The organism is uncultured Planktosalinus sp., from assembly GCF_963973675.1.
Lineage (GTDB): Bacteria > Bacteroidota > Bacteroidia > Flavobacteriales > Flavobacteriaceae > Planktosalinus.
In genome coordinates this window covers 1-5,578 of record NZ_CAXBAN010000171.1, presented here as the reverse complement: position 1 = coordinate 5,578, position 5,578 = coordinate 1, and the positions used below count along the sequence as shown (strand labels likewise).

The following is a 5,578-nucleotide window of genomic DNA, read 5'->3' as shown; positions in this document are numbered from 1 at the left end:
GGGAAATGATTGAAGCTTATGCTGAGTTGCATCATAAAGGGCATGCTGTTTCTATTGAAGTCTGGCAAAATAATACTTTAAAAGGTGGGCTGTATGGTATTAATCTACCTAAAAAAAAGGTTTTTTGCGGTGAAAGCATGTTTCATAAAGTGAATGATGCCTCAAAAGTAGCCTTGTATCACTTAGTTGAACTATTAAAAATTAAAAACTATAAACTTATTGATTGTCAAATATATTCAAAGCACTTAGAGTCACTTGGTGCAGAAGAAATTAACAGAAAACAATTTCTCAATATTCTTTCAGAAAAGAATAAAATATAAGCCTTTATTCTTTTTTGATTTAATCAAATTTTTGCGATTTTTACAAAGTTTAAAAATTATCATCCCCGTTATCATGTTAAAGATTTTATTCGTAGCTTTTTTATCAGTCACTTTTTCAAGTGCTGTTTTTAGTCAAAATTCAAATATTGCTACTACTATTGAAATTGATGTAATAAAAATCTATGAACAAGTGGTAGAGGGAGGTTATGAATCTGCTCAAATCTATCAAAAACTCGCACAGGAAAATTTTGCGAAAAAAAATTTTTTGGACTCCAAAAAATGGTTTGAAAAATGGTTTACTCTGGATGAAAAACCAGAACCTATTGCTTATTTACAATATTCAAAAACTTTAGAAATCCTCAATCAGAAACAAAAAGCAAAAGAATATTTGGCACTCTATAAAAAACTTACAGATTAGTAATTAAACTTCATTATGCCTAAAGCAATCAACAAGATGGTCATTAACCACTCCTGTTGCCTGCAAGTGTGCATATATCACAGTACTTCCCATAAATTTAAACCCTCTTTTCTTTAAGTCTTTTGATATTGTGTCTGACAAAGCTGTGGTTGCAGGTGCGTCCTGTAAAGATTTTAGGTTATTTTTTATTGGTTTTCCATCCACAAACCCCCATATATATTCACTAAAACTGCCAAATTCCTTTTGTACTTCCATAAATGCTTGTGCATTGGTCACGGCTGCTCTTACTTTCAACTTATTGCGAATAATACCTTCATTTTGTAACAACTCCTGAATTTTACTATCGGGATACAATGCGATTTTTTTATAATCAAAATCATCAAACGCCTTGCGGAAGTTTTCGCGTTTACGCAAAATGGTAATCCAGCTCAAACCCGCCTGAAAACTCTCTAGTATCAAAAACTCAAAAAGAGTAGCATCATCATAAACCGGCACACCCCACTCTTTATCATGATATTCTACATAAAGAGGGTCAGTTCCACACCAAGGGCATCGATTTATGATTTTAGTCATATACTATTGATTTTGTTTCCATTATATTTGAAAATGCAAACGAATATACAGGAAGATTTTTTATTGTGAAAGTTTTCCTATGTTCTTGCGACCCAAATAACCTAAATTCTTAACCTATGAAATCAATTGTAATCGCTTTCACTTCACTGAGTGAAAAAATTATTGAAAAGGCATTAGCTACAGCAATGCCTTACGAAGCTTATCTTAAGCAAATGAACTTTTTTTCGAAAGAAGAAGCAACTTCAGGACCCGATCAATCTGAAATATTGATTGACTATACCGCGCTGAACTACAAGCGCATGAAACGACTCGACAAGAGCATTGAATTAGACAATGCCCATAAACAAAAAATAAATAAACTTGACAAAAAAATCACCTGGTTGGTAATAACAGAGGCCTGGTGTGGTGATGCAGCACAAGTCATTCCGGTATTGAATAAAATTGCTGAGTCAACTAAGAATATTGATCTTAAACTGGTATATCGGGATGAAAACCAAGCCTTAATAGATGCTTTTTTAACTGATGGAGCTAGGTCCATCCCTAAATTAATTGCCCTGAACGAAAAAAATGAAGTACTTTATACCTGGGGACCAAGACCTTCTGAAGCCACAAAAATGGTGGTCGACTTCAAAAGCATTAATGGCAATTTAACCCCCGAATTTAAAATTGACCTACAAAAATGGTACAACAATGATAAAGGAACAGGAATTATTGTTGATCAAATCACAATGCTAAACAAAATTGAATAGTATTGCTTTAAGCTGAAGGGTTTGAACGCTTCAACAAGTTTTCAAACCCTTCAACATCTATTGCTTCATTTACAGAAAATGAACCAATTCTCGTTCGTCGCAAGACTGAAAGATGTGCGCCGTTATCCAGTGCTCTTCCAAAATCATGCGCCAACGAACGAATGTATGTCCCTTTACTGCATTGCACTCTGAAATCTACTTCCGGCAGATCTATGCGAGTAATCTCAAATACTGAAATATGAACGGTCCTGAAAGCGACTTCTACCTCTTCACCGCTTCGGGCGAATTCATACAATCGTTTGCCATCTTTTTTTAATGCTGAAAATACTGGCGGTTGCTGTTTGATTTCACCAAGGAATTGTTCTGTAGCAGCTTGTATCTTTTCTTCGGAAATATTGGAAATATCAAATCGCTCGTTGAGTTCGGTTTCCAGATCAAAGCTTGGCGTGGTGGCTCCCAGGGTAAAGGTGCCTGTATATTCTTTTTCCTGGCCCTGATAGGTGTCTATTTGCTTGGTAAACTTCCCAGTACAAATGATTAAAAGCCCCGATGCCAATGGGTCTAATGTACCGGCATGACCCACTTTTATTTTTTTTAGTTTGAACTGTTTTTTAATCAACCACCGCACTTTATTGACCACCTGAAAGGATGTCCAGTTCAGGGGTTTGTCGATTAGGAGGATTTGGCCTTCTTGGAAAGATTCTTCGGTATATTTCATATTGTTAATTATAGTACCCAACCACAATAGAAACCACCCCAACGATAAAGCAATATACCGCAAAGTAAGACAGCTTGCTTTTTTTGACGATGAATATCATCCAGGTACAGGCAAGGATACCAAACACAAAGGCAGATAAAAAACCAGCAATTAGAATGCCCAGATTGGCTGTTTCAGTTGAAATATCACCGCTTAAAATGTCTTTGGCCATTTTTCCTAATATCAAAGGAACTACCATCAAGAACGAAAACCGGGCTGCTCGTGCCCGGTCAATCCCCAACAGTACCGAGGTGGCAATTGTAGCACCGCTGCGTGAAATACCGGGCAGTATTGCGATTGCCTGTGCCACACCAATCACAAATGAATTTTTAAATGACACCGGTTTAGTTGTGTCTTTAGCCCTGTCTGCAAGCCAAAGCAACAAAGCCGTCACAATTAACATAAAACCTACTAGGAGGATATCACCGCTAAAAAACGCTTCGAGTTCGTCACTAAAAACCAATCCGATTAAAGCAGCGGGAACCATTGAAAGAAGTATTTTAAATGAATATTTGAACTCCTCGTTCCATTTGAATTGAAAAAGCCCCTGAATAATTTCAATGATATCTTTTCTAAACACTATTACTGTGCTCAATGCGGTTGCAAAATGCACAACCACTGTAAACAACAAGCTCTCCTGCGGAATACTCTGGTCGCCTAAGATGGCTTTCCCAATTTCAAGATGACCGCTGGAAGACACCGGTAAAAACTCCGTCAACCCCTGGACGGCTCCAAGGATCAATGCGTCAAGATAGGTCATCTAGCTATTTTTTATTTGGATTCAATAGTATGGCATAGACTTCAATGGCAAACCCAATCAAAATCAACGCAGGTGCCAGTCTGATGCGCCTCCAGTTATAAATCTCAGGATTGAACACATTGGGGTCATCACTACCACCGCCCACCATCAGGATAAAGCCCAAAGCAATAAACCCAAGGCCAATAAACATCCATTTATAGTTTTCCTTCTGAAAAATGAATTCTTCTTTGTTTTCAAGCTTTCTTTTTTGCTCTCCCATAAGTATAGTTTTATCTAATATCTCAAATCTGTCGTCTAATAGTATAATTCATCTGTTCTTAAATTCAAAAACCGTTGTGTAGCAAAAAAAGTGCTTAACCATGAAATGAAAACTCCTAAAATGAAAATTGACAAGAATAATGCTCCTAAAATGAGGGGTTGCTCAATTAATAAAAGTTCAGGAAATGTTTTATTCAGATAAAATATTACTATTGCCAATCCTATCCAAGCAACAAATATTCCCACTACCCCCAGCTTAACACTCTTCCAGATAAATGGTTTTCTAATGAAGCCCTTCGTGGCTCCTACCATTTGCATCGTTTTTATCGTAAAGCGTTTTGAATAAACTGATAACCTAATAGAGCTGTTGATCAACAATACCGCTATAAAAGTAAAAACCCCACTTATAATCAACACCCAAAGGCTTATTTTTTTAACATTATCATTCAGCAAAGCAATTAAAGGCTTATCATAAATCACTTCATCAACAAAACCTTTAGACAAAATTTCATTGGTGATTTCTTCCATTAATTCGGGTGTTACAAATTCTGCATTTAAAAAAACATCAATGGAATTTTGCAACGGATTGTCGCCTAAATAATCAATAAAATCTTCACCTATTTCAACACTTAATTTTTCAGCTGCTTCTTCCTTAGGAACATACACAGCACTTTTTGTATAATCAGCCAATGAAAGGCTTTTCTGTAACTGATTAATCTCTACTTCCTTTGCGGTTTCTTTCAAATAAATGCTTAAGGCAATTTGTTCCTTAAAATGATCAGCCACTTTTTTGGTGTTCAAAACTAAAAGACCCAATAATCCTAAAAGAAATAATACCAATGAAATACTAATTACTACAGAAAAATAAGAGGAAATCAACCTGCGTTTTTGGTATTTTTCAAAAGAAGTGCTCATCGTTTTAACTGTTTTCAGATGTAAAAGTACTAAAGTTAAGGAAGAATAAAGTGCCTATTTTAATTGAAATAACTAAAATTTAATAGAAAAAGTATATTTCATAAATACAAAAAGCCCCTCATTTCTGAAGAGCTTTGTTTCTGTGCGGGCGGAGAGACTCGAACTCTCACACCTTGCGGCACTAGATCCTAAGTCTAGCGTGTCTACCAATTCCACCACGCCCGCATTTGGATTTTTATTTAATTTGGGTGCAAAGATAAACAAAGATTGTAATAAAAAAACAACTTCCTTTATAAAAATAACAGATTTTCGTAGTTTTACGTTTCATTAAAAACTTACTATGAAGAGCGCAAAAAATTACATTGAAGAAAACAAAGACCGTTTTCTTGCCGAACTCATTGATTTATTAAAAATTCCTTCCATCAGTGCTGATTCAGCCTACAAAAAAGACGTGATTGCCACTGCTGAAGCCGTCAAAACCAGTCTTGAAAAAGCTGGCTGCGATACCTTTGAAATATGCGAAACCCCCGGCTATCCCATTGTGTATGGCGAGAAAATTATAGACAAAAACTTGCCAACTGTATTAGTCTACGGTCACTATGACGTGCAGCCACCCGATCCGCTGGATTTATGGAACAGCCCACCATTTGACCCGGTCATCAAAAAAACCGACATCCATCCTGAAGGTGCCATTTTTGCCCGCGGAAGCTGTGATGATAAAGGTCAAATGTATATGCACGTGAAAGCGATGGAATATATGACCCAAACCAACCAACTGCCCTGCAATGTCAAGTTTATGATAGAAGGTGAAGAAGAAGTGGGCAGTGT

General features: G+C 36.4%; 9 protein-coding genes and 1 tRNA gene. 4 read left to right on the top strand and 6 right to left on the bottom strand.

Annotated elements, in window-relative coordinates:
* Positions 1 to 320: leucyl/phenylalanyl-tRNA--protein transferase (locus AACY61_RS07950; RefSeq protein ID WP_339611042.1), on the top strand; the 320-nt coding region annotated here is incomplete at its 5' end.
* 73 nt (positions 321 to 393) lie between these two features.
* Positions 394 to 738 (top strand): hypothetical protein, encoded by a 345-nt coding sequence (locus tag AACY61_RS07945; protein WP_339611041.1) that lies wholly within the window; start codon positions 394 to 396, stop codon positions 736 to 738.
* 3 nt (positions 739 to 741) lie between these two features.
* Here AACY61_RS07945 and AACY61_RS07940 read toward each other — a convergent pair whose 3' ends face one another.
* Positions 742 to 1,311 carry a DNA-3-methyladenine glycosylase I gene (locus AACY61_RS07940; protein WP_339611040.1) on the bottom strand — a complete coding sequence of 190 codons (570 nt, stop codon included), beginning with the start codon at positions 1,309 to 1,311 and terminating at the stop codon, positions 742 to 744.
* A gap of 116 nt (positions 1,312 to 1,427) precedes the next feature.
* On the opposite strand from AACY61_RS07940, the gene AACY61_RS07935 reads away from it, so the two are divergent.
* The gene (locus AACY61_RS07935) at positions 1,428 to 2,060 is read left to right on the top strand and encodes a thioredoxin family protein (protein ID WP_339611039.1); all 633 of its coding nucleotides are present in this window, start codon (positions 1,428 to 1,430) and stop codon (positions 2,058 to 2,060) included.
* A gap of 7 nt (positions 2,061 to 2,067) precedes the next feature.
* Here AACY61_RS07935 and truB read toward each other — a convergent pair whose 3' ends face one another.
* The 5 genes from truB to AACY61_RS07910 form a co-directional block, all read right to left on the bottom strand.
* Entirely contained in the window at positions 2,068 to 2,778 is a 711-nt protein-coding gene (gene truB / locus AACY61_RS07930; RefSeq protein WP_339611038.1) for a tRNA pseudouridine(55) synthase TruB, read from the bottom strand.
* 4 nt (positions 2,779 to 2,782) lie between these two features.
* Positions 2,783 to 3,577 (bottom strand): undecaprenyl-diphosphate phosphatase, encoded by a 795-nt coding sequence (locus AACY61_RS07925; RefSeq protein ID WP_339611037.1) that lies wholly within the window; start codon positions 3,575 to 3,577, stop codon positions 2,783 to 2,785.
* A 4-nt stretch (positions 3,578 to 3,581) separates the two neighbouring features.
* Entirely contained in the window at positions 3,582 to 3,836 is a 255-nt protein-coding gene (locus AACY61_RS07920) for a DUF3098 domain-containing protein (protein WP_188441980.1), read from the bottom strand.
* Positions 3,837 to 3,871: 35 nt separating this feature from the next.
* Positions 3,872 to 4,750, bottom strand: a complete 879-nt coding sequence (locus AACY61_RS07915; protein WP_339611036.1) for a permease-like cell division protein FtsX — start codon at positions 4,748 to 4,750, stop codon at positions 3,872 to 3,874.
* 143 nt (positions 4,751 to 4,893) lie between these two features.
* Positions 4,894 to 4,975 (bottom strand) — tRNA-Leu (locus AACY61_RS07910).
* Between the two features lie 115 nt (positions 4,976 to 5,090).
* Between AACY61_RS07910 and AACY61_RS07905 the strand changes: the two genes are divergently transcribed.
* Positions 5,091 to 5,578 (top strand): M20/M25/M40 family metallo-hydrolase (locus tag AACY61_RS07905; RefSeq protein WP_339611035.1); only part of this gene is annotated, 488 nt, incomplete at its 3' end.